Source organism: Campylobacter sp. (assembly GCF_052169515.1).
In the GTDB taxonomy this organism is placed as follows: domain Bacteria; phylum Campylobacterota; class Campylobacteria; order Campylobacterales; family Campylobacteraceae; genus Campylobacter_A.
Genome location: NZ_JBQNCH010000015.1, coordinates 1 through 23,773 on the forward strand (window position 1 = coordinate 1; position 23,773 = coordinate 23,773).

Here is a 23,773-nt window from a genome sequence, read left to right on the forward strand (position 1 = left end):
ACTCCCGACCTCCGGCTTATGAGACCAGCGCTCTAACCAGCTGAGCTACCGTGACACTTAAAAATAAGTTTTGGATTATATAATTTTTAAACTTATTTGTAGATAAAAACTATTTTTATTAATCCAAATACAAATCAAAAATGTCTGCAAAAATCAATAAAAAACTACCTTACGAAATAATTTTGAGCCAAGGCTTTATCGATAGGAGATATCCTAAATTTATCAGCTCCCACAAAAACATCAAATTTCTTCTCTTTATCGGCTTTTGTATATGCTAATGCAAGTTTAGCAGCAAGCTCTCTATCGGCCATACTAGCATTTTTACTTATAAAACTAACAGCTCCCACGATATCGTCACTCGCTTTAAATTTCACCTGTTCAAATTTATCGTTTGGGTGCGATAAAAGTTCGTTGTTGTCGCTCTCGTCACGGCCTATTATCATTTTAGCGCCATCTGGTAAACGCAGATGCCTACCAAGTTTTAGCCACTTCACGTCAATGTCTCGCATCTCTTTATCAAATTTCAAATAGTCTTTTATTTTTACGGCAAAGCTCTCGATGGTGAGCAAGCAACCACCTCCTGGCGTCTCGTAGTCCTCAAAGCCAAATTCCTTTGCCAAAGCAAGCTGTGGCTTTCTGTCGCGCCCACTTATACCAAACAGCTTCTCTCTATCAACCCAGCCCTCACGCTCAGGCTTTGTTGGCGGTAGAAGCTTGGCGCACATCGGACGAAGCACTAGATCGTCCTCATCATCAGCTAGACGTTTAACCTGGAAAAGTGCATCTCTGCGCTGGCTCATCGGCCTTTGTCCCACTACTTCACCTGTGATAATAAAATTTGCATTTTCGCTTTTTAACATATTAAGAGCTGTTTTAAACATATATCCATGGCAGTCAATACATGGGTTAAACTGCTTGCCGTAGCCGTATTTTGGGTTAAAAAGCACATCGCGAAGATATTCATTTCGTAGATCAACGACCTTTAAGCTTGCCCCAGCCATAGCCGCGCGCTTTCTTAATATCTCGTGCTTTTTCTCATCCGCACCAAAGCCAGTATCCATATAAAGTGCGACTACTTCAATGTTTTGATCGCTTATAATTTTGATCGAGAGCATGCTGTCAAGCCCTCCGCTAAACAAAGCTAAAGCCTTCATTTTTGTCCTGAAAGTGAAATTTAAAGCCTAAATTTACTAAATCTAGGCTTTTATGAAGTTTATTTAGCAGCGTTAATTATGATTTTTTTGATCACTTCGCTTGAGGCTTTTAGGCTGCCAACTGGTAGGTACTCATATATCGAGTGGAAGTTGTTAGCTCCTGTGAATAAATTTAGCGTTGGCACGCCTTTTGCAGAGATCCCAGCACCATCGTATCCGCCACGCATCGGCTTTATATTTGGTGTGATATTTAGTTCACTAAAGGCATCTTTTGCAAGTTTTATCGGGAGCGAATTTTCGTCTTTTAAAAATTTAAATACATTTTCATAGCGTGTTGTTAGCGTGATCTCACAGCAATCGCCATAAATTTTGTTAAAAGAATTTGCCATGTCGCTTAAAAACTCGAGTCTTTTTTGAAATTTAGGCTCGTCAAATTCTCTTATGTCGATCTTGAGTGTCGTTTTTGCGCTATTTCCGCTAAGCTCTTTTACCCAGAAGTAGCCCTCTTTGCCCTCGGTGCACTCTGGCACTTCGCCGCCTGGCAAGAGCGAGATAAATTTATGTGCTAGAAGTAGCGAATTTACAAGCTTACCCTTTGCATTCATAGGATGAGCCGGAACGCCTTTAAATACCATAGTGCAGTCAGCTGCGTTCCAGTTTTCATATATGAGCTCGCCTACCTCGCAGCAGTCTAAGCAGTAACCAAAGTCAGCTCCAAGCAAGCTCACATCAAGCGCCTTTGCGCCAAGCAAACCCTGCTCCTCATCAGGCACGAAGCAGATCACGATCTTGCCGTGCTTCACATCAGGATTTTGCATGAAATAGCTAGCCATATTTACGATACTAGCGATCGCGGCCTTATCATCAGCACCAAGCAAGCTAGTGCCATCAGTCACTACGATATCATCACCCTCATACTTTTTAAGCTCTGGGTTGTCACTAAATTTAAGATAAATTCCCTGCTCTTCGTTTAGACAGATGTCGCCACCTGTGTATCTTACGATCTTAGCTTTTGTATCGTTTTTTTGCTCGCTACTTGTATCTAAGTGCGCAAAAAAGGCTATGCTTGGAGCATTTTCACAGTTTGCAGGAATTTTTGCTATCAAGATAGCATTATCTTGCAAGAGGATGTCTTTTATACCAAGCGAGCTAAGCTCGTCTTTCAAAAAACAAGCTAGCTCGTACTCGGTTGGATTAGAAGGCATGATGCCTTTTAATCCATTCTCTTTATTTGTCGTGGTGTTAAATTTCGTATAGTTTATAAATCTCTCTACGATATCCATTTTTCATCCTTTAGATGACGAAAAATGCGATCGCCACAACAGAGATAAACATACCTAAAAATGTTCTTTTTGCAAGCTCGACTGGGCTAACCATAGCGATACCTGCACAAACGATAGCAGCACCTGCTATTGGAGAAGCTGAACGTCCAAGTGAGCCAGCGATGGCTGCGGCCATACCAAGCTTATCTTGTTCAAAGCCAAGTGCAGCGGCATTTGTTGTGACGGCTTCATTAAACGCAAATGTAGCAGCGTCACCAGAACCTGTAACTATACCCATGATAAATGGCACAAATGTTCCGCCAAATTTAACATAGCTTTGATCTGTCTTTAACCATGCAATAACTACGTCAACAGCTCCGCATGCCTTTAAGCCAGCGACAAAGACGCCAGCTGCGATGATGATACCGATAACATCAGCGTAAGCGTGACCCATGCCGTTAAAGAATTCTTTTGTGATCTTTTGTGGGTTGGTAAGCGTAGCAAAGATAGCTATGATCGCACCAAGTATCATTGCCTCAGCAACACCCATCTTTGTCCATGCAAGGAAGCTATAGTCTTTTGAAAGGCTTGTTCCGCCGATAACTAAGATCACAAGTGGAACAAGAGGCATAATAGCGTAAATAAAATTTACTTTGAAAGCCGAATTATCTTCGTTTTTAGCACTACCCTCAAGAGTGAAATTTGTATTTTTTTGATAGTCTTTAAAAAGTATCGCAACAATAGTTAGTGTAATAACTACGATAGCAAGAGCTGTAAATGCACTAGGAATTTGCACTTTTATGACATCTTGAACAGTGTAATTTGCAACTGTCTTTTTAACAAGATCAGCCACGTATACGTTGTGAGCAGAGCCTGGGCTTAGAACTGAGCCAAATGTACCAGCAAAAACAGCCGCACCAGCCATCGCAGGGCGAACGCCTGAAGCCATTAGAAGCGGTATAAGCGTCGCACCAACAGCGGCGGAGCATCCTGCAGCTGAAGGGATGGCTATGTTTATAAAATAAGTTAGCACTGTTGTTGCTGGGATTAATATAAATCCTACGTTTTTAAGTGGCTTTGTAAGAAGTCCAACAAGGTGTTTATCGCACATTGTATATTTCATAACAAAAGCAAAACCCATACTAGCACAAATCGCTTTTATAAGCCCTGCTTTAGTCATATAGTCAGTAAAAGCACTTAATGCCCCCATAGGTTTTAGTGCGATTAAACAAAGCACCAAACCAACGCCTATTAGCACCGTTCTTGTCTCTTTTTTTAAGACAAGAAGTGCCACAACTGCAACTATGCCAAGAATGGCAGCTACGAGTTTGAATGATTCCATGCCTCTCTCCTTGTTTAGATTTTAAATTTTGTTTTAATTGCTATCTTTTCTATCTCTTTTTTGTACTCAAGCTTTAAAATGTCGCTATGTCCGATGACCTCAACCTCATTACCCCTTATAACCAAAGCTGTGCCTTCAGGTAGAGCATAGATAGTATCTTTTGGATTTGCTATTAAAAATTCCTCCAGTCTCTCTTCTCTACTCTCGCCGTTATGACCAGCTAGCTTACCACTTATAAAGTGTGGGTTGATCTGATAAGGGAAGATATTTAGACTATCAAATGACTTTGGCATAATGATAGGCATATCATTTGTAGTCATCATCGTCTTGCCAGCGATATTTGCGCCAGCCGACCAGCCAAAGTATTTTGTGCCGTTTGTCACCGCCTCTTTTATAGGCTCAATCAAATTTAGCTTATAAAGCATATGAAGTAGCATGAAGGTATTTCCGCCGCCAACCGCAATGCTTTTTACATTTTTGATAGCAGAAATTTTATCTTCATAGCGGTGGATAGATTTGATATTTTTATTATTTAGACACTCTATCACCTTTTGTTCATATTCGTCATTTGTACGTCTAACCCCAGCATAAGGGATAAATAGTATCTCCTCGTCCGCGTCACTTCCTAAAAATTCCTTAATCCAACCCTCGCAGTGTCTTAAGTAACCAGTATCTTTATAGCTTGAAGCGCTGATTAGTAAAGCGTTTTTCATTTTTTTACTCCATTTAGTTTGTAAGCAGATCTTAGATAGACATCAACTCCGGCAACCAAACACTCCTCATCAAAGTCAAATTTGCAGTTGTGATGGCCTGCTTTTAGGTTTGTTCCTATCATCATATATCCGCTCTTTGCGCCTTTGTCTTGCAAAGCTCTCATAAAATGAGCAAAATCTTCGCAAGCACCAAAGTCAAGCTCTTTTACGATCTTATCATCATCTATAAATGGACTCTCTTTAGCTGCTTCATAGAAAATTTCTGTTACCTCTTTATCGCTGTCAGCTCCGCTTGTGCCACCAGTCATTACGACTTTACTCTCTACGCCGTAAATTTGGCTAACACCTTTAACGATATCCATGCATTTTTCATACATAAATTCGTTTAAATTTGTATCCTCGCCTCTTGTTTCGCAAGCTAGATAGCCGTTTGGAGCGATGACGTTTCTGCCTTCGCCCGCTTTTAAAACGCCCACATTTATCCTAGTTACACCCTTTGCATGTCTTGTGATGCCATGCATATTTAAAGCCATTTGTGCTGCGGCTAAAAGAGCATTTGCGCCGTCTTGCGGTGCTCCAGCTGCATGAGCCGAGCGACCTGTGATATGCACATCAAATTTAGAAGTTGCAAGTAGCTTATTTGTTCCGCAGATGATGCCGCCGTTAGTTTTTGCCTGAAAGCCGATGTGTCCGCCTAGTAAATACTCTACACCATCAAGCACACCAGCAGCTTCCATAGCTACAGCTCCTCTTGTGCCCTCTTCTGCTGTTTGAAATATAAATTTAAATTTGCCATTAAATTCATCTAAATTCTTAGCTATAAGTTTTGCTAGACCTAGGCCAATAGATGCGTGTCCATCGTGTCCGCAAGCGTGCATGATACCAGCGATATCTGCGCCAAAGCCCTCTTTGCAAGGTCTGTGATCAGCATCTGCGCTCTCCGTCACATCAACGCTATCTATGTCAAATCTAAATGCTGTAAATTTTCCAGGCCTTTTTGTATCTATAAAGGCAGTTAGGCCAGTTAATCCATCTTTCATATAAGGAAGATATTTTGCCTCTTCAGGACTTAGGAGTTTTTTGGCTCTTTCTATTGCTTTTTCGCATTGCTCTTTTGAGCCAAGGCCAAGCCTTGCATCGGCTTTAACGACCTTGTCGCCAAGGCTTATTTCATATCCTAGATCACTAAGCCTCTTTGCTAGTACGGCGGTTGTAAAAAATGTAAACCAGCCAGTCTCTGGATGTGAGTGAAAATACCTGCGATCCTTGATCAGCTCATCTTTTAAAGAAAGAGCCAAATTTGCTATTTTGTCCATAGATTTCTCCTTATTCATTTGATAGTTTAATTAGTACATTTGTTAAAATTTGTGTAGCTTTGAAAGCATCATCAAAATTTATAGCCTCTGCTATATTGTGACTAATGCCGCCAACGCAAGGTATAAAAAGCATGCCAACACTACTTGCAAGTTTTGTTAGATTCATCGCATCGTGTCCGGCTCCGCTTGGCAAAGTAAGCGTTTTTATGCCAAGCTTAGCAGCCTCTTGGGTAAGTAAATTTATAGCGTGTTCGCTTAATTTTACCGGCTCGTCGCTGCTAAGCTCTCTTATCTCGTAGCTAAATTTTAGCTCACTGCTTAATTCGTTTATAAAATTTCTAAGCTCATTATTTAGCTCATTTAAGCTCGCTTTGTCTATATCTCTTAGATCAACTCCTAGTATAGCTTCACCTGGAACTACATTTAACACTCCTGGTTTTGCATGAGCGTAGCCAACGGTTGCCACGGCCGTTTTTTTGTTTTTTGCAAATTTATTTGCAGCGATTATTATGTGTGAGGCGGCAAGCAGAGCATCATTTCGCATATTCATCGGAGTCGCACCGCTGTGATCTGCCTTACCATGAATAATAATTTCAAATCTAATAGGAGCGGCGATACCGCTTACTACACCAACGCTTATATCACTTCGCTCAAGCACTGGGCCTTGTTCAATGTGAAGTTCTAAATATGAATGAAGTGAGTGTTCTTTTAAAATAGAATCATTTAAATTTTGTGGGTCAAGTCCAAATTTACTCATCGCCTCAAAGAGCGAGATACCATCTTCATCTTTTAGCTCATGAAGCCTTTGCAAACCAAGCTTGCCACTTATTATCTTACTTCCGATAGTTGCTGTCTTAAAGCGACTCGATTCTTCGCAGCAAAAGTTAATCAGCCAAAGCGGACGCTTTAACTTAATGCCAGCTTCTTTTATCGAGGTTAGCGCTTCAAGTCCTGCCATGACACCAAGCGTACCATCGTAAAAGCCACCATTTGGCACACTATCGATATGAGAGCCCACACAAACCGGCTTTTCGCCTGGCTCACAGCCATCGTCATATACAGCATAGATGTTACCGATATTGTCAATTTTAAGCTTAAATCCATTTTCTTCTATTAAATTTATAAGAAAATTTCTAGCTTCCAAGTCTTCTTTGCTAAATGCAAGCCTTGTAAGACCACCTCCTTTTAATGCTCCAAATCTACTTATAGCATTAAAATTCTCTTCAAATCTTTTAAAATTTATCATAATAAACCCTTAAAAATAAAACTAATCTTAAAAACATTTATTACTTTATGCATTTTACATTTAGTTTTATGATTTGAAGCTGAAAACGTGTTAAATATTTAATTTAAGTTTTTTGTAGCTTGTTATGTAAGCCTTTTATGATCTCTGAAATTTTTTGCATTATTTCGATTTTGTTGGGTTTTTGTGACTCTTTAGTCTCCGCACGAAAATGTTCATAATATTTCAGTTTTAGCTTTATAATAGCCTCTCTTAAGCTCTCTTCGCTTGAAGCCACTTTTGCACTCTCTTCTACATAAATTTCTCTAATTAGCGCGGCATTGCTTTCGATCTTTGGTAATAGAATAGCTTGAAAATAATTTTTATGCTGCAAAAAGAATTTCTCATTAAGTTCGCTTAAAACGATGTTTTCATAATTTTTATCTGCAAGCATACTTTTTAAAATGCTAAGCTCCAAAAGATCGGTTTTTTCTTTTTTTTGAGAGCCTTGCTCATTTTGCTTATTTGCATTTGCAAATTTTTGATTTTGAACACTGCCATACCTTTGGTTGCTAAGACTAAACGTGCCTACCTCGATCTTAAGCAACTTTGCAACCAGCGACTCATAGCTTTTTGCGATTATTGGCTTTAGAGAATTTGTAAATTCCGCTATCTCTTCTAAGCATTTTTGCTTTTGTACTGGGCGTGATATGTCATATTTCTTGACAACTTGCTCGAGATAAAACTCGCCAAGCTCAGTCCCGGAGCCAAACATCTCTTTTAGCTCGTCGCTTCTGCCTGCAAAGACCATATCTGCAGGGTCTGCACCATCTTTTATGATTACAACACTTCCATCTATTTCATTTTGAACCAAAAGGCGAGATGATTTTATAGCCGCACCTATACCAGCACCATCACCATCAAAACAAAGCACAACACTTATCTCTCCTCTTTTTAAAAGTGGCAAGTGATTAGTTGTAAGTGCGGTTCCAAGTACGGCAACAGCGTTTGTAAAACCAGCAAAATGAAGCATGATGACATCTAAATAACCCTCAGTGATAATGATCTGCTTCTTTTCAAAAATACTTTGCCTAGCTAGGTGATAGCCGTAAAGTAGCTTTGACTTGTCAAAAACCATGCTTTGTGGAGAATTTACATATTTTGCAGGATGATCTGAGATCGTTCTACCACCAAAGCCAACTAGCTTTGCCGTATGGGCATATATTGGAAATGTGATACGCTCGATAAAACTAGCATAAATTCCTTTTTCATTTTGCTTTACGATACCGACCTCAAGCGCCTCTTTTGGCTCAATATTTTCATTTTGCAAAAGCCTGATAGTACTAGCACTATCCCCAGCCCAGCCAAGCTCAAATTTCTCAATCATCGCATCATTTATACCGCGAGAATAGATATATCTCACAGCGGCTTCATGCTTGAAAAATTCGCTCCTATAAAAAGCATTTGCCTTTTCTAAAATGTGCTTGTTTTCTTTTTGTGTTGAAACTTTATCGCTTGTATACTCAAGGCTAAAATTTACAAGGCTAGCTATTCTCTCGATAGCTTCTGGATAGGTAAGCTTCTCATAATCCATCACAAATTTAATCGCATCTCCGCCAGCCTTACAAGCAAAACAGTGAAAAATTTGCTTACTTTGACTTATGCTCATACTAGGATTTTTGTCGTCGTGAAATGGGCAGACGCATTTGTAGTTTGCGCCCATCTTTTTGACTGGCACAAAGTGCTCTATAATGTCAACGATATCGATTTGATTTTTAAGCTTTTCAATGGATTTTGGATCTATCATAAGCAAAATTATACAACTGCTTTGTTATAATTAAAGTAAAATTTTATTACAAAGTATGAGCGTGGATATTTTTTTCATTGGGCATAGAGATCCGATATTTAGCCTTATTATTTTATTTAGCATTATTTTGATGATCGCTGCACTAAGCTATGCTTGGGGTATCTTTTCAAGCAAAGATGAAAAAAAACGCATTGAAAAATTTATAAGAAAATTTGACAGCAAAGATGGTATAAGCGACGAGCATAAGCAGATGCTGCAAAGTCCGGAGATAGACGCTCAAAGCCTTTGTATGTTAGGGCAAACTTTCGCTAAAAATGGCGACTTTGAAAAGTCTATTAGCATCTATCTGATCGCCCTTGGCAAAGCTAGAGATAAAAATGAGAAGGAATTTATCCTAAACGAGCTTGGAGAGGTTTATTTTAAAGCTGGCTTTTTAAAAAAGGCTAGTGAGGTTTTTGAAAAGGCACTCGAACTAAGTCCTAGAAATGTCATCGCACTTCGCTTTCTAACGATGATAGATGAGAAGCTCAAAAACTACAAAGAGGCACTTTATGCACTAAATTCGCTTGAAGAGCTGGGAGTAAATGTAAAAGATCAAAAAGCCTATATAAAGGCCATTAGTACACTTGATGATAGAAATTTAAGCTTTAATGAAAAGATAGAAGTCCTCTCTCGTCTTAGCCAAAATTTTGAGCTTTTAAAACGTATGATCTTAGTGCTTTTTATAAGACACAATGAAAATTTAGAAAATTTAAAAGATTTTGCCAAATTTGAAGATGTGCTTGATCTACTTTACAACCTAAAAACGCCTATAAATTTGAGTGATGATAAGTATAGATCGCTATTTTACGCAAAGGGCGATATAAATGAGCCTTGTGAAATTTACGGCTTTGAGCTAAATGCTATTAAAAAGCTAAAAGACGCTAAATTTGACGCGGCAGGACTTAGTTTTAACTACATTTGTAAAAGCTGTAAGAACTCATTTCCGATGCACTTTTACCGCTGTCCAGTCTGCCACGAGCTTGGAAGTGTAAAAATTTTATCCCACATCACAGAAAAACCAAGTGAAGATAGTAACACTTTTTAGCGATGGTTCATGCCTTGGAAACCCTGGAGCTGGCGGCTGGGCTTACATTTTAAAATTTAATGAAGCACAGAAAAAAGAGAGTGGGGGCGAAGCATTTACTACAAATAATCAAATGGAGCTAAAAGCTGCGATAATGGGGTTAAAAGCGCTAAAAGAGCCTTGTGAAGTGAGACTATTTACCGATAGCTCGTACGTAGTAAATAGCATAAATGAGTGGCTTGCAAACTGGCAAAAGAGAAATTTTAAAAATGTAAAAAATGTAGAGCTTTGGCAAGAGTATTTGAAAATTTCAAAGCCCCATAAAGTCATAGCAAGCTGGGTCAAAGGGCATGCAGGACACCCTGAAAACGAAGAGTGCGACCAGATGGCAAGAGACGAGGCACAAAAGATAAAAGATGAGAACGAAAGATGAAAAATTTAGAAGAATTTGAAGAGAGTCTTGGATATAAATTTAAAAAAACAGAGCTTTTAGAAGAGGCACTGACTCACAAGAGCACTAAGCAGGCGTTAAACAACGAAAGGCTTGAGTTTTTAGGCGATGCAGTGATGGATCTGCTAGTGGCTGAGTATCTTTTTAAAAAATTTAGCAAGATCGCAGAGGGCGACATGAGCAAGCTAAGAGCTGCACTTGTCAATGAAAAAAGTTTTGCAAATATGGCAAGGCATCTAAAGATGGGTGAATTTTTAAGACTGAGCTTGGCTGAAGAAAACAATGGTGGACGCGAGAAAGATAGCATTTTAAGTGATGCTTTTGAGGCTGTGATGGGGGCTATTTATCTCGAAGCTGGCCTTCTTAAAGTAAGAGAAATTTCTATCAACTTACTTGAGCTTTGCTATCCGCAAATCGATTTTGCTCACCTTGAGAAAGACTACAAAACAGCACTGCAAGAGGTTACCCAAGCACATCTTGGCATCATACCATCTTACGAACTAATCAGCACATCTGGTCCTGATCATAAGAAAGAATTTGAGATCGCACTACTGCTAAATGGCGAGGAAATTTCAAGAGCTATTGGCAGCTCCAAAAAGCAAGCCCAACAGCTAGCCGCAAAAATCGCACTAGAAAAAATAAAAAAATAGGAACGAGCTTGAATACATTTGGCAAAAAACTAACCCTAACAACATTTGGCGAGAGTCACGGAGTAGCCATAGGTGGCGTTATAGACGGTCTTCCTGCTGGAATGAAAATCGATACACAGTTTATCCAAAGCGAGCTAGATAGACGCCGTCCTGGGCAAAGCAACTTCACAACCGCAAGAGATGAAGCTGACAAGATAGAAATTTTTAGCGGCCTTTTTAATGGCATAAGTACTGGAGCACCGATAGGTTTTGCCATTTTTAATAACAATCAAAAATCAAACGACTATGACAATTTACGTGAAATTTTTCGCCCTGGCCATGCTGATTTTACCTACTTTAAAAAGTATGGTTTTAGAGATCACAGAGGTGGTGGGCGTTCAAGTGCTAGAGAAACAGCCATCAGGGTAGCTGGCGGTGCTTTTGCACAGCTACTTCTAAATGAGTTTAATATTGAGGTTTTAAGTGGCGTATTTAGTATTGGCAAGGTTTTTAGCGATAAAGTAGACTTTAATTTTGCCAAAAATTCACAAATTTATGCTCTTGGCAACGAAGAGGCGATGAAAGAAGCGGTAAATAAAGCTAGAAATGACCACGATAGTGTCGGTGCAGTTGTTTTAAGTGTGGTTAAAAATGCTCCAGCAGGTCTTGGCGAGCCACTTTATGATAAGCTTGATAGTGCCTTGGCGGCGGCTTTAATGGGTATAAATGGTGTAAAAGCTGTCGAGATAGGTGCTGGTGTAAAAGCAAGTGAGACATTTGGGTCGGTAAATAACGATGAGATGGATGAGCTTGGCTTTTTAAGCAATAACGCAGGAGGTATACTTGGCGGTATAAGTAGTGGCGAAGATATCGTACTAAAGAGCCATTTCAAGCCTACACCTTCGATATTTAAAGAGCAAAAGACACTAAATTTACAAGGCGAAGTCGTAGATTTTGAGCTAAGAGGCAGACATGATCCATGCATAGGCATACGTGGTAGTGTCGTTGCAACTGCGATGATAAGGCTAGTGATCGCTGATATGCTACTACTAAACGCGACCACAAAGCTTGAAAATTTAAAGAAAATTTATAAATAAATTTATACACCTATAAATTTTTTAAGATATAGATTTACTTAATGAAACGAAAAAATTTTATAAGAATTTTTTTGATTTCGAGCTAAGTGATGAGCAGTTTGAGCTTATATCGAAAGGACTTGATACTAAATAATAAATTTGATTTAGCCCCCAAGCGAGGGCTAAATTAATACAAATTCTACAAAGATTGTAAAATTTTTGGTTTAGAAAATGCGGTGATCGGCTTGATCTCGCCTTTATATTTTTCAAGATCCGCTAGTATCGTATGTCCGCAGTTACTTTGAGCGATACTAGATGTGCCTTTATCACGTGTTAAGACATTGATGCAACCGTGCTTGCAAAGGCTTCTTTCGCCAAGCACTTCAGGGTCATACCATGCACCTTCGCAAATAGCGATGACACGCTCTGGGATGATGTCAGTGACAAGTGCTCCTACTAAAATTTCGCCCCTATCGTTAAAGACTCTCACTACATCGCCAGTTGCGATGCCTTTTTTCTTAGCGTCGTTTGTGTTTATTAGCATAGGCTCTCTTGCGCTCACTTCAGCGTAGTTTCTGATTATTGAGTTATTTAGCTGAGAGTGGAGGCGGTATCTTGAGTGTGGGGTTGTGATACTAAATGGATATTTTTTAGCTTTTTCACTACCAAGCCACTCAAACGGCTCGATCCAAGCAAAGTGTGGGGCAAAGTCTTTATAGCCAAATTTAGCAATAGTTGGAGAGTAAATTTCTATCTTGCCTGATGGTGTACCAAGGCGGTTTTTATGTGGATTTTCTCTAAATGCACTAAGTCTTGTGTAGTATTTTGTCTCTTCATTGTCTTTGTCAAATTTGACATATCCCTCTTTCCAAAACTCATCAAAGTTTGGCATTTTAAGATCTAGTGCTTTAGCTTGTTCCACCGCATCTGCGTAAAATTCTTTCGCCCATCCAAGCTCATCTTTACCCTCAGTAAAGACCTCTTCTCTACCCCAGCGTTTGCAAATTTGTGAGCAGATCCAGTAGTCACTTCTGCTTTCGCCCATTGGCTCAACTACTGGTTTGTATGCCACGATGTATTCGCTTGATGGGACACTTTGGTTGATGTCATTTCTTTCTACCTCAAGCGCCACTGGTAAGACGATGTCGCTTAGTTTGGCCGTGCTTGTCCAAAATGGCTCAGCTGTGATAACAGTATCAAATTTACGCCATGCTTTAACTGCGTTGTTTACATCTTGGTGTCTTGTAAACATCGAACCAGAAGCCATATAAGCTACTCTCATATGTGGAAGTTTGATCTTAGAGCCATCATAGTCTATCTCTTTGCCAGGATTTTGCAAGGCTTCGATTGATCTTGAAGATGGGATGGTTACGTTTTTAAATTTCTTCCACGGAGCACCATCTACGTTTTCATATTTCTCGCTGATTCTAGTACTGATGCCTTTTAGAGCAGGTGCTATCTTATCAGTGCTGCCGTTTCCGTAGTAGAGGTTAAACTCAAATCCAAGACCCTCTTTACCGATGTGGCCAAGCATCGCACTAAGAGTTACGATACCCCAAAAGCTCATTTCGCCATGGTCTTGTCTTTGAAGTGATCTACCAGCGATAATAGTGCTTGGCTCTTTTGCAAGTGCAGTAGCAAATTTTGCAATCTCTTCAGCTTTTACGCCACAAATTTTGCTAGCCCAGTTTATATCTTTTACCACTTTATCGGTCGTACCAAGCAAGTAGTCTTTAAATTTATTAAAACCAACTGTGTATTTTTTTATAAATTCCTCGTCATAAAGATTGTTTTCATAAAGATAGTGGCACATACCAAGTATCATTGCTACGTCAGTGTTTGGACGAACGATGATAGTTTCAGAGTCAAGGTATCTTGTGGTATCATTTTTAAAGACACATACGCTATAGGTTTTAATGCCAGCATCTTTTATCTTTTTGATACCAAGATAACCATCGTGTGTTGGAGGCTGCCATGAAATTTGACCAGTTACAAGCGGATCAGTACCCCAAAATACGATGTTCTTAGCATTTTTAACCATAGCTTCCCATTTTGTAGGAGCATCATAAACTGCACTATTTCCAAGAACGTGAGGCATAATGACAAGTCCGGCACCAGTTGAGTAGTCACCGCTCTCTTCAACATATCCGCCCAAAACCTTTAACATCCTGTGACCAACAGTCCTACCCCAGCTGATCTTACCACTACCACCCCACCAGTAGCATTCGCCGTAAATACTTTCTGGACCATATTTGTCAAAATTTTCTTTTAAGGCTTTTGCAGCAAGGTCAAGTGCCGTATCCCAACTAACACGTACAAATTCTTCTTTGCCACGAAGCTCGCTTTTTGCTACGCCTTTTGCCTTTAGGTAACTTTTTCTTACGTACGGATAGAGTACGCGACTTTCATTTTGGATGAGATCTGGCAAACTGTTATTCATTGTATTTGGGAATTTATCACCATCGAATGGATCAACAGAGACGATTTGATTTGAGTTGGTATTTGCCCAAAATAGACCAAATCTATTTGCTCCAAAAGTTTTCTTTTGGTCAAAAATAGTTTTTGTCACACCTTCAATCCTGTTTGCTTGTGCCGCAGTGGCTGCAAGTGCAGAAAATTTTATAAAATCTCGTCTTTTCATATTTTCTCCCTTATGAAAAATTTATTTTACTTTTTTGGCATTGTGTTGTAAGTATTTGAGCACTAAATTTAGGTCAGTTTCGTCTAGTGCTACAAATTTTGCATCGACCATTCCAGCTAAATTTGCCGGCCACTGAGCCGCTGTAAAGCTATTTGGCTCATGAAGTCTATGACATGCTGAACAAGTCTCCTCATAAATTTTTTGTGCTTTTGCATAAAGATTTTTTGTATCGCCACCAAGCACGTCATTTGGTATCTCATAAACACCCTCTGCTTGGTACCATACTTCGCCATACTCATCTTCAATATCTTTTACTTTTTTAAAATTTGTCCCACTTTCATCATTAAAAGCAATAAAAACTTCCGGATCTTCTATGCTTCTTTGAAGCTGGGCTAAATAGTTCGTTGAAACCACACCATTAACCTTTATCTTGCTCGTCTTTTCACCTTTTTCTATAACCTCAACTGGCGTTAAAACTTCGATCTTTCCAATATTTTTACCATCTAACGTTACATTGACATCTTTTGAGATTACATCAGCACCAAAGACAAATATCACACTGCAAGATAAAATAGCGGCTTTGCACATAAATTTCATAGGCACTCCTTAGTAATAAAATTAGTGAAATTTTATTCCTATCAGGCTTAAAGTTATATTGTTATATTTTAAAACAAGTAAGTATTTTAGGGACTTTGAAAGGGTTAAAGTAAAGACAAGGTAAAATTTAAATAATAAATTTTTGCAAAATCCTTTGGCTGGTACCAAAAGGATCTTGCTAACAAATTTGAATTATAGTTTTGCTTTTCTTTTGCGCTCTGTTGGATCGAGATAGCGCTTGCGAACGCGGATATTTATAGGTGTAACCTCGACTAGCTCGTCATCCTCTATCCACTCAAGTGCTCGCTCTAAGCTTAGCTTTCTAGGTGGGACAAGTTTAATCGCATCATCGCTACCGCTTGCACGTACGTTTGTTAGGTTTTTACCTTTAATAGGGTTTACATCAAGGTCATTTGGACGGCTGTGCTCACCTATAATCATACCGACATAAACTTTTGCCTGCGGATCGAGGAAGAGCACACCACGATCTTGCAAGTTAAATAGCGAGTAAGCAAGTGTTACACCATTTTCCATAGACACCAGTGCGCCGTTTGTTCTGTGCTCTACGCTTCCGCTAAGTGGCCTAAATTCCAAAAAGCTATGGTTCATAACACCCTCGCCCTTTGTATCTGTCATAAACTGGTTTCTAAAACCGATAAGTCCGCGTGCTGGGATCTCAAACTCGATCCTTGTTTGGCCATCGCCTGTTGGATTCATAGATACCATTTCAGCTTTTCTTTTACCAAGCTTTTCTATGACCGTTCCTGTCGTATCATCAGGTGCATCAATCACCAAAAGCTCGTATGGCTCACATTTTACGCCGTTTATCTCTTTTACAATAACCTCTGGTCTGCCAAGTAAAAATTCATAACCCTCACGGCGCATATTTTCAGCCAAAATAGTGATCTGAAGCTCGCCACGACCGCTTACTTTAAATTTGCCCTCGCCGATGTTTTCGTATTTCATTGCAATATTTGTCTTCATCTCGTTTGAAAGACGCTCATCAATCTTATTTGATGTGACGTGTTTGCCCTCAGTACCTGCTAGTGGGCCATCGTTTACAGAAAACACAACGCTAAGCGTTGGCTCTTCGATGTGGAGTGGATCAAGTGGATGAGGATTATTTGGATCAACAACGCTATCACCAACATCAAGTGCTTCAAATCCAGCGATCGCTACAATATCACCAGTACCGGCCTCGTTTATATCGGCACGCTCTAAGCCCATAAAGCCGATAAGCTTTGAAATTCTACCAGTTGTCTTTGTACCATCAGCCTTAGCAAGCATAACATTTTGGTTTTTAGCGATCTTACCGTTAAAAATTCTTGCAATACCAATCTTGCCGACATAGTTGTCATAATCAAGAGTAAAAACTTGAAGCTGAAGTGGGTTTTCGTCGCTACCACTTGGAGCTGGTACGTGAGATAAAATGGTCTCAAAAAGTGGCTGCATATCTTTGTTTTCATCACTTAGTTTTAGTTTCGCGTAGCCATTTTTTGCTGCTGCATAAACTACCGGAAATTCTAGCTGTTCGTCATTTGCATCAAGTGCTACAAAAAGGTCAAAAATTTCATTTATAACGCGGTCTGGATCGCCTGCTGGCTTATCGATCTTATTTACGACAACAATTGGACGAAGCCCCAAAGAGAGCGCTTTTTTAACGACAAATTTAGTCTGTGGCATAACGCCTTCTTGTGCATCGACAAGCAACAAAACGCCATCAACCATCTTAAGAACGCGCTCAACCTCACCACCAAAGTCAGCGTGGCCCGGAGTATCGATGATGTTGATCTTTGTATCTTTGTAACGAATAGCAGTATTTTTAGAAAGGATCGTGATGCCACGTTCTCTTTCGATGTCGTTGCTATCCATGACACGTTCGCCAACGCTTTGATGTTCGTTAAATGTTCCTGACTGCTTCAAAAGCTCATCAACCATTGTTGTTTTACCGTGGTCGACGTGTGCGATGACGGCTATATTTCGTATCTTTTCCAAAGTTTTCTCCGTTTATTAGTTTGCTATTTTCGCTTCATTAGTTTTAAAATAGGGGCAGATTATAGCCAAATTTTTATAAATTTTAAGCTGATATCAAGAAATTAATTTTTGGAATAGATTTTGCATGCTTGGCATTAAGTTTAAAAATTTGAAAGGTTTAAATGCAAGCTTATACAGCGAAAAACAATGTAGATTTGTTAGCTCCTGCGGCCACCAAAAAGCCCACAGCTGCAAAGAAATCTCAAAACAACGGCGAGTTTTTGTCGATGGTTTTAGATGCAGCTGCGAGCAAGGCAAATAGCGGACAAAAGATAACCGAAAAAGATGTCAAAGAGATAGTAAAAACAGTTACTACTCAAAAAGAGACACTACAAAAAGCTCAAAGTGAAAGTGCAGCAAAAATTTCAACCGCACTTGAAGAAAATTTGGACGAAAACACAAAAAACGAGCTCTATGAAAATGCAAATTTCATGCAGCTTTTGCAAGTTTTAGAAATTCTAAATGGTAATGAAAAAGTAAGCAAATTTCCAAATTTCAGCGACAAAATAGCAAATTTCTTAAGTGTTCCCGAAAACGTCGAAGAGCTTAGCAATATTAAAAGCGTTAGCGATCTTATCGATCTTGCTAAGAAATTTGACCTTGGCCTTGAAAATATAGAAATTTCAAATGAGGATGTGCCAAAACTAAACGAAATGTTTAAAAATTTAGGCAAGCAAGAATTTTTCACGCCTATAAAGACCGAGAACAAGCCTTTTTATCTAAAAGAGCTAAAAAACGAGGTCGAGCAAACTATCATAAAAAATGAACCAAAAGAGGTCGTAAAGCTCGATACCTTATTAAAAGAGGTTGTGACAAATCCAACTAGTGAAGTTAAAAATTTAGTCAAAGAAGAGCCTAAAAAGCTTGATAGCGAAGTAAAGGTTGATGATGAGCTAGTGGACGTTGAGCCAGAGGAGCAGCCAAAAGAGCCAAAAACAAAGGTAAATTTACACGAGCAAAAGGCGCAAAAAGCTCCAACTCTTGAGTCCCTACTATTCCCTGAAAGAGAGCAGATGACCAAAAATGAGCCAACCGAAGAGACCTTTGCAAGCGATAATAAATCAGAACTAAACCAAATGGTAAAAGACATCGCAAATAGCGCTAAACACCAGCTTCAGACAAAGGCTGAGATAAAAGAGACGCTTAGTAATTTCTCTTCTACACTAAAAGAACAGGTGCAAAATTACAAAGCTCCGATCACTCGTTTTAATATCACACTCAATCCGCTAAATTTAGGCGAGGTCGAGATCACGATGGTAAATCGTGGCAACAACTTGCATGTAAATTTTAACTCAACCACGGCTACGATGAATCTCTTTTTACAAAATCAAGCCGAGTTTAAAAATAGCCTTGTAAATATGGGATTTACTGAGCTTGAGATGAATTTCTCAGATCAAAACCAAAGACAAGACAAAAGAGAACAAGCAAAAAACAAATATAGCTCAAATCAAAGCGACGAGAGCGAAAATGCCCAAGCGGAACAAAGCTTGCTTGAGCTAGTAATACCAAGATATATTTAGGAGAGATTATGGCTTCAGTTTCAGATATCACAACACAAACAACACAACAAAAAAATGCTGAAAGAAAAGCTGCAGCAAAGCAAGCAGCTGCAAGTAGTACAGGAACAAACCCAAATTCTCAGCTTGATAAAGATGCCTTTATGAAGCTACTTTTGACTGAGCTTCAGTATCAAGATCCAACAAGCCCTATGGATACTGAAAAGATGCTTACACAAACTAGCCAGTTAGCGGCAGTTGAAATGCAAGAAAATACAAACAAAGCTATGAAAGAGCTTGTAAATCAACTAAAATCAAACGCAAACGCCTATGCCATATCAGCCCTTGGCAAGATGGTATCGACTGGCTCAAACTCGGTTTTACTAACTGATGAGAAAAAAGATGCAAATTTTCCACTTTATTTTAAATCAGACCTTGCAAATGGTAAGCTCGAAATTAAAAATGCAAATGGAGAGGTCGTTCGTTCGATTGATATAAAAGATATAAAATCAGGAGTTCACAAGATATCTTGGGACGGAAAAGATAATTCTGGAAAACAATTGCCAAATGGTGCGTATACAGTCTCTGTTAATTACACCGGAAAAGACGGCAATACATATAAGACTCAAGTAGGTAGCTATCCAGTTGAGGCAGTAAAATTTGTAGATGGCAAAGCCATGATAAAAGTCGCAGGTGAATATATTCCAATGGATAAAATATCTGAATTTTACGAGGGCTAAAAGCCATGATGAGAGGTTTTTACAACGGAATTAGTGGCATTAAAACACAAAGCTTTGGTATGGATGTTTGGGCAAATAATATCTCAAATATCAACAATGTAGGTTTTAAAGCCTCGATCCCTGAGTTTAAAAATTTAATCAATCAAAATATGGTCTCAGCTGGAAATTTTCCAACAAGCGATCAAGTGGGTCTTGGAGCTACGAAACAAACGACAGCTTTAAAGATGACAAATGGTAGTTTTCAAAATACTGATAATAACTTCGACCTAGCCATAGGTGGTAAAGGCTTTTTTGGTGTCGTTGATAAAAATGGCAAAAACTACTATACAAGAACAGGTAGCTTTGATATAGACGCGGCTGGAAATTTAGTAGACAATAAAGGTAACCTGCTTCTTGGCACATTAACAAATTTTACTCCAGTCACACCAAGTGCAAATGCTCTTAGAAAATATGGTCAAACAAAAGGTACCACGCAGGCATTTACTGCAAAAGAAGAAGATCTAAAACTAGCCGATACTGGCTCACAAAAAGGCATAAATTTACCTCATTTTTTATTTATGCCAGCCAAGCAAACAAAAAATATAGATTTTAAAGGCAACCTAAACTCAAGTCTAATAACAAATAGACAAACAACAGCTATTGATGCAGCAAATTTTAATTATACACTTGATAATACAAATAAAACTATCTCGCTAAATGGACAAATCCCACTAAGTCAGACGAACTTTGGTGCAAAAGCAGGTGACAGCGTGGTGGTAAAAGTAAAAGACGGTGATGGTAAATTTAGTGAATTTTCAACCACACTAGAGAGCGATGGCAGCTGGCATATAAACAATAAAAGCTTAAAATTTATGGATTTTGCTAATTTAGATGTGAAGGCTGAAGTTACGTCACTAGTTGAAGTAGCTAATAAAGAAAAACTAAGTTCAGAAATATATAACAGTGATGGTACAAAGAGCTTAGTAACTATAAATTTTACAAAGCAAATCCCTCAAGGTGGCAATCAAACTACATGGAATGCCACAGCTACGATAACTGATGCTAATGGTGTTGTACAAAATACAGCTATGGGAACACTTACTTTTGATGGTAGTGGCAGACTTGTTACAAATACATTAACAAGCGTTGGAAACGTTGCTTTAAATTTTCTTGGCGATGGAGATGCGAATGTCTATAATGGCATAACAAGCTCGGCTAATTCAAAAAAAGACTTTGTCATAAAAGCAGATGGCTACGCCGAAGGAAATCTCACAAAATATAGCGTCGATGACCGTGGTAATATCATGGCAAATTTTGATAATTCTCGTTCACTTATCGTGGCAAAAGTAGCACTTTATCACTTCCAAAACGACCAAGGTGTGGCAAAAGTTGGTGATAATCTCTATGAAGCAACTCCAAATTCAGGCGAAGCATTTTTTTACAAAAATAAAGCTGGTGAGACCATTTATGGTTCACAAATTCTTTCAAATAAACTTGAAATGAGTAACGTCGATCTTGGTCAAGCGTTAAGTGAGGTTATCGTTACGCAAAAGGCTTATGAGGCTAGTGCAAAAAGTATCACAACAAGCGACGAGATGATTCAGACTGCTATTCAGATGAAGAAATAATCTTCATATTAAACTATGACTGATTTTTAAATTAAGAATTTAAATATTAAATAGTAGCTTCAAGAATAGATTTTGACTTCACTGATCAAAAACTCATAAACCCTTTGTTGCACTAAAATTTCTTCCTCACAGCCACTCATCAATCTACGAAGATGTGAAAAATCTATCTTTTTAGCGTATCGGTTGTGATCTTTTAGATCTTTATCTATACATAAAAGAAGCGTGTCAAGTGTGATCCTATCGCTTCTTTTGACCCTTGCGACGTACTCTCTAACGGTTTGGATTAAGAAGTCTTTTCTAGTTTGGTCGTTTTCATAAATTTCACTTACGATATCGTTTAAAACGTAAAAATCATCTTCATCTGGGTCAAATTTAGCTGAAATCATAGCAGCAAAAATTTTTGCACGAAACTCTAAAGACTTGTGGTGATAGATGAAAAAATCCCTAAAAGCCGATAAAAAGCGAAGTTTGATCTTTCCTGGCATTGCCCTACTTTTCGTGAAATTTATGTGAGATTATATACTCTTAAAGCTAAATTTTAAAAAATGTAACTATAAAACAAAATTTAAGTATAGTTTCTGTATGATTTCGAAGCTCCTTCTTAGACCTGTGCAATGCTTTTTATGAGCACCGCTTCAGGGTGGGAACACAGCAGAGCACTTGTATTAAGTGTGTGCCGCAGTTATCTGAGAGGGGGTCTTTCTAAACCAAAATGCTCATTAAAATCATCGCAAATTTCTAAAAAATCCACTCCGTCAATCTTAGGTTTTTCACTAAAAAATTTATACATATTATTAAAACCATCAGTTAACTCTTTTGACTTGACGCCATAACTTATAGAAATTCCGGCTTCTATGTAGGCTGAGAGTTTGTCACAGTACTTTAACGCTTTTCCGTCTATTGGATTAAATTTATCCTCATTTACGTTTTCCATTGTACCTTCATGGCAGATGATCTTGCGCTCGAAAGTTCTATTTTCAAACTCATCTTTTATAAATTTCTCGCCATCTTTTCTGATACCAAGGATGTAGCTAAACTCATCTTTGATCTTTTCAGGCACAAATGGCAAAATCCTCTCATCAATAAGCCTCATCTCATATTCGCTGATGATCTCATTTAGCCCCTTTACGCCGTATTTTACAGGGCTTATGATATCCCTTGTAAGGCTCTCTGGTAGGTCGTGAAATAGTGCGCAAAAGAAGTTATTTTCCAAGCGTTTTTTACAAGCTTTTGCTTTTAGCGAGTAAAAATAACTAAGTATCGCAACTACTAGCATATGTCCTAAGACCGCGGTTTCAGGGATGCGAGGTGTTTGTGCCCAGCGCTTTTGAAACCTTAGCCTGCCACTTAGATCAACAAGACGGGCTAATTTTTGATTCATAGCGATCTTTCTAACACCAATTAGCTCGTAGTAATCCTCCATCTCCTCCTCAACTTTACCCTTAAGTTCATCAATGTCGCTTAAAAATTGGCTCGTTTGATAGACGATAGAAAATTCCCACCTCGTGGCAAGATAGCTCGCTGCTTTTAGTATGAGACGCTCTTTTTCGTGGGTTTTGTCGTTTTTAAAGTGGTTTTTAAATCTCTCTAAAAATTTACCATCTTCGATCTCTGAGATCAGCTCCTCTAGGTTGCTTAAGACCCAGCTATTTATCTGCTCTTTTTTTGTCTTTTGTATGTGATGAAAGACATCTGGTCGTATGTCAGTGACTACGACCCTACTTAAAAACTCAAAAATTCCAGCCTCGATGATGTAGTTCATATCGGCATTTTGCTCTTGTTTTGCTATGAAATAAGCGATGATAAATTTATGAGCCTGCTTATCAAGCTCGACTAAATTTGCCATCTTTGGATAGTCGTTCCAACGTGATATAGATGCTGCTTTAAAGATATGTTCTATAAGCTTAGCACTTATCATTATTTATCCTTTTTAACTACTTTTGGCTTCTTATCATCTGCGTAACTTATTTTTCTAAAGCCCTCTTTGTTTAAGCTTCTTCTTGGTTTGTCATCTTTTTGAAATTTATCATCTCTGCCACCTCTGCTGCCACCAGCTCTACTGCTGCCCCTGCTACTGCCACGATCGCTTGTACTTCGTCTTTCACGTGGCTTGTCGCCAAAGCTACTTCTCTCTCTAGTTCTTGGAGTAAATTCTTTCTCTTCAACTGGCTTTTTAACCACTAGATCAGAGCTGATCTCAATAACTGTATGGACATTTCCACGTGGGTTGAAGTCGCCAACTATCTTCATAAATTTTGGCTCTAGTTTTTTCTCTAAAACAGAATAAATTTCATTTATACTATCTTCGTGGCTGATGTTGCGGTTCATAAAGCTATTTATATAAAGCTTTATCGCTTTTAGCTCAACAACTAACTTATTTGGGATGTACTCAAGGTATATCGTCGCAAAGTCAGGATAACCAGAGCGAGGGCAAAGGCAACAAAACTCAGGCAGAGTGATCTTTATGACATAGTCCCTTGTTTGCTTATTTTCCCAGACCTCAAGGTCACTCTCTACGTCAAATTCTTTCAAAATTTTCTCGCCGTATTTTATCTCTATCTCTAGCTCTTCGCTCATTTTTTATCCTTTATATTTTTACTAACTAGGTCAAATTTAAATT

The 23,773-nt window shown here is 38.7% G+C and carries 19 protein-coding genes, 1 other RNA gene and 1 pseudogene; 8 read left to right on the forward strand and 13 right to left on the reverse strand.

From position 1 onward, the window contains the following. Nucleotides 1-164: 164 nt before the first annotated feature. The 7 genes from ACTTKV_RS06525 to dnaG form a co-directional block, all read right to left on the reverse strand. A complete protein-coding gene (locus tag ACTTKV_RS06525; RefSeq protein WP_442549800.1) occupies nucleotides 165-1,154 on the reverse strand; it encodes an argininosuccinate synthase domain-containing protein in 990 nt (329 codons plus the stop codon). Between the two features lie 59 nt (nucleotides 1,155-1,213). Further along, on the reverse strand, nucleotides 1,214-2,437 hold the full coding sequence (gene pepT / locus ACTTKV_RS06530; protein WP_442549801.1) for a peptidase T: 1,224 nt from the start codon (nucleotides 2,435-2,437) through the stop codon (nucleotides 1,214-1,216). Nucleotides 2,438-2,447: 10 nt separating this feature from the next. Beyond that, a complete protein-coding gene (gene dcuC, locus ACTTKV_RS06535; protein WP_442549802.1) occupies nucleotides 2,448-3,758 on the reverse strand; it encodes a C4-dicarboxylate transporter DcuC in 1,311 nt (436 codons plus the stop codon). 14 nt (nucleotides 3,759-3,772) lie between these two features. Continuing rightward, nucleotides 3,773-4,471 carry a dipeptidase PepE gene (gene pepE, locus ACTTKV_RS06540; protein WP_442549803.1) on the reverse strand — a complete coding sequence of 233 codons (699 nt, stop codon included), beginning with the start codon at nucleotides 4,469-4,471 and terminating at the stop codon, nucleotides 3,773-3,775. Then, entirely contained in the window at nucleotides 4,468-5,787 is a 1,320-nt protein-coding gene (locus ACTTKV_RS06545) for an amidohydrolase (protein WP_442549804.1), read from the reverse strand. The genes pepE and ACTTKV_RS06545 overlap by 4 nt, the downstream gene beginning before the upstream one ends. Nucleotides 5,788-5,797: 10 nt before the next feature. After that, nucleotides 5,798-7,033: a M20 family metallo-hydrolase gene (locus ACTTKV_RS06550; protein ID WP_442549805.1), complete on the reverse strand. Its 1,236-nt coding sequence runs from the start codon at nucleotides 7,031-7,033 to the stop codon at nucleotides 5,798-5,800. 103 nt (nucleotides 7,034-7,136) lie between these two features. Continuing rightward, nucleotides 7,137-8,816, reverse strand: a complete 1,680-nt coding sequence (gene dnaG, locus ACTTKV_RS06555) for a DNA primase (protein ID WP_442549838.1) — start codon at nucleotides 8,814-8,816, stop codon at nucleotides 7,137-7,139. Nucleotides 8,817-8,871: 55 nt separating this feature from the next. Between dnaG and ACTTKV_RS06560 the strand changes: the two genes are divergently transcribed. The 4 genes from ACTTKV_RS06560 to aroC are packed head-to-tail and all read left to right on the forward strand — an operon-like array spanning nucleotide 8,872 to nucleotide 12,059. Beyond that, complete coding sequence (locus tag ACTTKV_RS06560) at nucleotides 8,872-9,903, forward strand: tetratricopeptide repeat protein (RefSeq protein WP_442549806.1); 1,032 nt, start codon at nucleotides 8,872-8,874, stop codon at nucleotides 9,901-9,903. Then, complete coding sequence (gene rnhA, locus ACTTKV_RS06565; RefSeq protein WP_442549807.1) at nucleotides 9,881-10,315, forward strand: ribonuclease HI; 435 nt, start codon at nucleotides 9,881-9,883, stop codon at nucleotides 10,313-10,315. The genes ACTTKV_RS06560 and rnhA overlap by 23 nt, the downstream gene beginning before the upstream one ends. Beyond that, nucleotides 10,312-10,983, forward strand: coding sequence for a ribonuclease III (rnc, locus tag ACTTKV_RS06570; RefSeq protein ID WP_107691527.1), 672 nt, complete (start codon nucleotides 10,312-10,314; stop codon nucleotides 10,981-10,983). Before rnhA ends, rnc begins: the two co-directional genes overlap by 4 nt. Nucleotides 10,984-10,991: 8 nt before the next feature. Next, nucleotides 10,992-12,059: a chorismate synthase gene (aroC, locus tag ACTTKV_RS06575; RefSeq protein ID WP_442549808.1), complete on the forward strand. Its 1,068-nt coding sequence runs from the start codon at nucleotides 10,992-10,994 to the stop codon at nucleotides 12,057-12,059. A 178-nt stretch (nucleotides 12,060-12,237) separates the two neighbouring features. On the opposite strand, the gene ACTTKV_RS06580 is transcribed toward aroC, so the two are convergent. The 3 genes from ACTTKV_RS06580 to typA form a co-directional block, all read right to left on the reverse strand. Next, nucleotides 12,238-14,679 carry a molybdopterin-dependent oxidoreductase gene (locus tag ACTTKV_RS06580; RefSeq protein ID WP_442549809.1) on the reverse strand — a complete coding sequence of 814 codons (2,442 nt, stop codon included), beginning with the start codon at nucleotides 14,677-14,679 and terminating at the stop codon, nucleotides 12,238-12,240. A 21-nt stretch (nucleotides 14,680-14,700) separates the two neighbouring features. Next, the gene (locus ACTTKV_RS06585) at nucleotides 14,701-15,276 is read right to left on the reverse strand and encodes a hypothetical protein (protein ID WP_442549810.1); all 576 of its coding nucleotides are present in this window, start codon (nucleotides 15,274-15,276) and stop codon (nucleotides 14,701-14,703) included. Nucleotides 15,277-15,468: 192 nt separating this feature from the next. After that, entirely contained in the window at nucleotides 15,469-17,271 is a 1,803-nt protein-coding gene (gene typA, locus ACTTKV_RS06590; RefSeq protein WP_442549811.1) for a translational GTPase TypA, read from the reverse strand. A 1,223-nt stretch (nucleotides 17,272-18,494) separates the two neighbouring features. Here typA and fliK point away from each other — a divergent pair. From fliK to ACTTKV_RS06605, 3 genes and pseudogenes are all read left to right on the forward strand, one after another. Next, nucleotides 18,495-18,717 (forward strand): annotated as a pseudogene (gene fliK / locus ACTTKV_RS06595) (flagellar hook-length control protein FliK); the annotation flags it as partial. Between the two features lie 121 nt (nucleotides 18,718-18,838). Beyond that, nucleotides 18,839-19,546: a flagellar basal body rod modification protein gene (locus ACTTKV_RS06600; protein WP_442549812.1), complete on the forward strand. Its 708-nt coding sequence runs from the start codon at nucleotides 18,839-18,841 to the stop codon at nucleotides 19,544-19,546. A gap of 5 nt (nucleotides 19,547-19,551) precedes the next feature. Then, nucleotides 19,552-21,153, forward strand: coding sequence for a flagellar hook protein FlgE (locus tag ACTTKV_RS06605; RefSeq protein ID WP_442549813.1), 1,602 nt, complete (start codon nucleotides 19,552-19,554; stop codon nucleotides 21,151-21,153). Between the two features lie 59 nt (nucleotides 21,154-21,212). On the opposite strand, the gene ACTTKV_RS06610 is transcribed toward ACTTKV_RS06605, so the two are convergent. Further along, nucleotides 21,213-21,638, reverse strand: coding sequence for a hypothetical protein (locus tag ACTTKV_RS06610; RefSeq protein ID WP_442549814.1), 426 nt, complete (start codon nucleotides 21,636-21,638; stop codon nucleotides 21,213-21,215). Between the two features lie 113 nt (nucleotides 21,639-21,751). On the opposite strand from ACTTKV_RS06610, the gene ffs reads away from it, so the two are divergent. Further along, nucleotides 21,752-21,849, forward strand: an RNA gene (gene ffs, locus ACTTKV_RS06615) — signal recognition particle sRNA small type. On the opposite strand, the gene ACTTKV_RS06620 is transcribed toward ffs, so the two are convergent. Both ACTTKV_RS06620 and queF read right to left on the reverse strand, forming a co-directional pair. Then, on the reverse strand, nucleotides 21,836-23,071 hold the full coding sequence (locus ACTTKV_RS06620) for an HD domain-containing protein (protein WP_442549815.1): 1,236 nt from the start codon (nucleotides 23,069-23,071) through the stop codon (nucleotides 21,836-21,838). The two genes, ffs and ACTTKV_RS06620, sit on opposite strands and share 14 nt — an antisense overlap. Continuing rightward, entirely contained in the window at nucleotides 23,071-23,730 is a 660-nt protein-coding gene (queF, locus tag ACTTKV_RS06625) for a preQ(1) synthase (protein WP_442549816.1), read from the reverse strand. Before queF ends, ACTTKV_RS06620 begins: the two co-directional genes overlap by 1 nt. Nucleotides 23,731-23,773: the final 43 nt, after the last annotated feature.